Here is a 2,356-nt window from a genome sequence, read left to right as displayed (position 1 = left end):
CAGCGGACGGACAACCAGGGAAACCCGAGCGGTTGTCCGATCGGCCGACTGAGAGATAGACACGGATGCACCAGGAGCGACCTGGCTGACCAGGCGGTGCGCGGCGGCGGTGTCGCCGCGAGCCGCGGCCCGAGCCGCTTCGCGAGCCGCGTCCTCCGCTCGAACGCGTTGACCGACGACCGTCACCGCCGCCAGACCCGCGGCAAGCACAATGATCAGCACGGGAAGCGCCATCGCTAGTTCCGCCGTGACCATCCCACGGTCACCGCGCGAGCGGTTGGCGATCACAACGTGTGCAGCGCGGATTGAATGATAGCGGTCAGGGCTGACTGCACGACGCCGCTTTGTACCACCTTGTACAAGACGGCCGCGAATGCCACCGCGGCAATCGTGCCGACCGCGTATTCCGCCGTCGTCATGCCGGCGTCGTCGCGCACGAGCTGCCGCAACTTCCTGATCATGTCAGCCACCTCCCGGCAGCAGTTACCGGTCCGACCTTCGGACCTGCGCTGCCTCGACGCCTCGAAGCCAACCGCTCACACGGCTTCGGCGCTGGGCGTGCCGTACGACTGTGGACAAGTCATCGGCTGTGGATGCTCGACTTGACAGTGCGCGGCGTCACAATGCGCGCGGCGGCCAGCCGCCATCGACCTGAACATCGCTCCGCGCACCGCCGCCACGCCCGGGAAGCCGGCTGCGTCGACTTACGCGCAGGCGTTCGCACACTTGGCCGTGTCGTCGTGGACAGCAACGCGCCCTCAGGGACAACTAATACAAGCGCCTGACAGCGCAGGCCACGCGGACGATGGCTCGCGGAGGCGCGACGAACCAGCGCGACGCGGCACGCGGTCTCGGCGTGCTCGCTCCGGGCGGCGAACATCATCCCGCTAGTTGTCCCGCTGGCAAGGTTCTCTGCCTGGATGGCGCGTATCCAGGCGGATGGACCGCGGAGGAGGAGACGAATGGCAGCGCCATTTCGCGACGACCCAGGGCCCCGACGAAATCGCGCCGCCATCCGGGTCTCCACGAAATCGCGCCAGCGATCCGGGGGCCCAAGGAAAGCGCGCCAGCGATCCGGGGTCCCGACGAAAGCGCGCCAGCGATTTCGTTGGGTGGTTTCGTGGGGTGGTTTCGTGGGGTGGTCTCGTGAGGCGGAGCTGCCGCCTGGACAGCGCAGGCGGGTAACACACCTCGCTAGCGGGAAACGAAGCCCACATTCACCGGAAATCGTGGATCGCTTCACGCTGTCGGCGAGCGGGAACCGATTGGCGCTATGACAAATCGGTGAACGCGCCACCCGCGAGCCCGATGACTATGGGGACAACGCCGACGCACACGAAGGCGGGAAGGAAGCACAGGCCGAGTGGCGCCATCGCCCAGATCGCCGTGCGATGCGCCCGGGCCTGCGCGGCGGCCCGAGTTTCCGCCCGTAGCTCGCGAGCAAGTTGTTCGAGGCTCCCGGCCAGCCGGATCCCGCTCTGCGCACTTCGGCATGCGGTCCGGGCCACGCCCCCGAGAACCGGATCGGAGAGGAGCGCCTCCCAGGCCTCGGGTGGGTCGGCACCAAGCCGCATAAGCCCAGCGACCTGCGCCAGTTCCGCCGAAGTTCGAGAGTCGGCGGTGACTGCCACGGCAGCGAGCGCCGCATCAACGGGCTGACCAGCCCGCAGTGCCGCAGCCAGTAGGTCGACCGTCAGCGCAAGCCCACTTATCCGCCGACCGTCAGGGCGGGAGCGCGATCGTCGGGCTAGATACGCGGCACCGGCCGCCACAAGGGGCGCGACGATCACGCTGGCGACGCCGCCGGTGACAGGGCCCAAGATGGCGAGCGCGACAACAACACCGGCAGCGCCCGAGATCAAGCCCAGGCGGCCGGGCGAGAGCCCGGCTCGGACGCGCGTTCGGCGGGCTAGCCAATGCGAGCGCCAGCCGGTCAGGCGGCCGGACGCTGGAGTGATCACCGAGGAGTGCTCGCCTACTCGTCGTCCGCTGAACCAGATCCCGGCGGCGAACAGACCGAGGACGACCGGGGTCACGGCGTACGCTCCGCGCCGCTTATCAAGCGCTCCGTCCAGAGCACCCCGGCGGCCGTGAGCACTGTGCCCGCGGCCAGCACGCCGTGTCCGACTGACGTACCGAACAGCACCTCAAGCGGAGCGGCTCCTAGTCCAACGCCCATAGCGACGCCGAGTACTGGGAGCACGGCCAGCAGCGCGGCCGAAGCGCGGGCACCAGATACCGCTGCAGCCAAGTCACGGGCGATCCCCATCCGGTCTGCGACATCGTTACGAGCCCGATCGAGAACCGCGGCGACGGGGGCGCCGGTGCGAACCGCGACCTCCAAGGCAGCGGCCAC

The 2,356-nt window shown here is 68.9% G+C and carries 4 protein-coding genes; all 4 read right to left on the bottom strand.

The window, feature by feature from the left end:
- Positions 1–255, bottom strand: a 255-nt coding sequence (locus VN779_RS02920) for a TadE family type IV pilus minor pilin (RefSeq protein WP_325719841.1), incomplete at its 3' end; no start/stop codon positions are given.
- 29 nt (positions 256–284) lie between these two features.
- Positions 285–461: a DUF4244 domain-containing protein gene (locus VN779_RS02915; RefSeq protein ID WP_325719839.1), complete on the bottom strand. Its 177-nt coding sequence runs from the start codon at positions 459–461 to the stop codon at positions 285–287.
- 810 nt (positions 462–1,271) lie between these two features.
- Complete coding sequence (locus VN779_RS02910; protein WP_325719837.1) at positions 1,272–2,036, bottom strand: type II secretion system F family protein; 765 nt, start codon at positions 2,034–2,036, stop codon at positions 1,272–1,274.
- A partial coding sequence (locus tag VN779_RS02905; protein WP_414639563.1) for a type II secretion system F family protein occupies positions 2,033–2,356 on the bottom strand: 324 nt, incomplete at its 5' end. The genes VN779_RS02905 and VN779_RS02910, both read right to left, overlap by 4 nt.

The organism is Actinocrinis sp. (assembly GCF_035605935.1).
Lineage (GTDB): Bacteria > Actinomycetota > Actinomycetes > Streptomycetales > Catenulisporaceae > Actinocrinis.
Note: the sequence above shows the minus strand (reverse complement) of the source record. Positions and strands in the feature narration are given on the sequence as shown.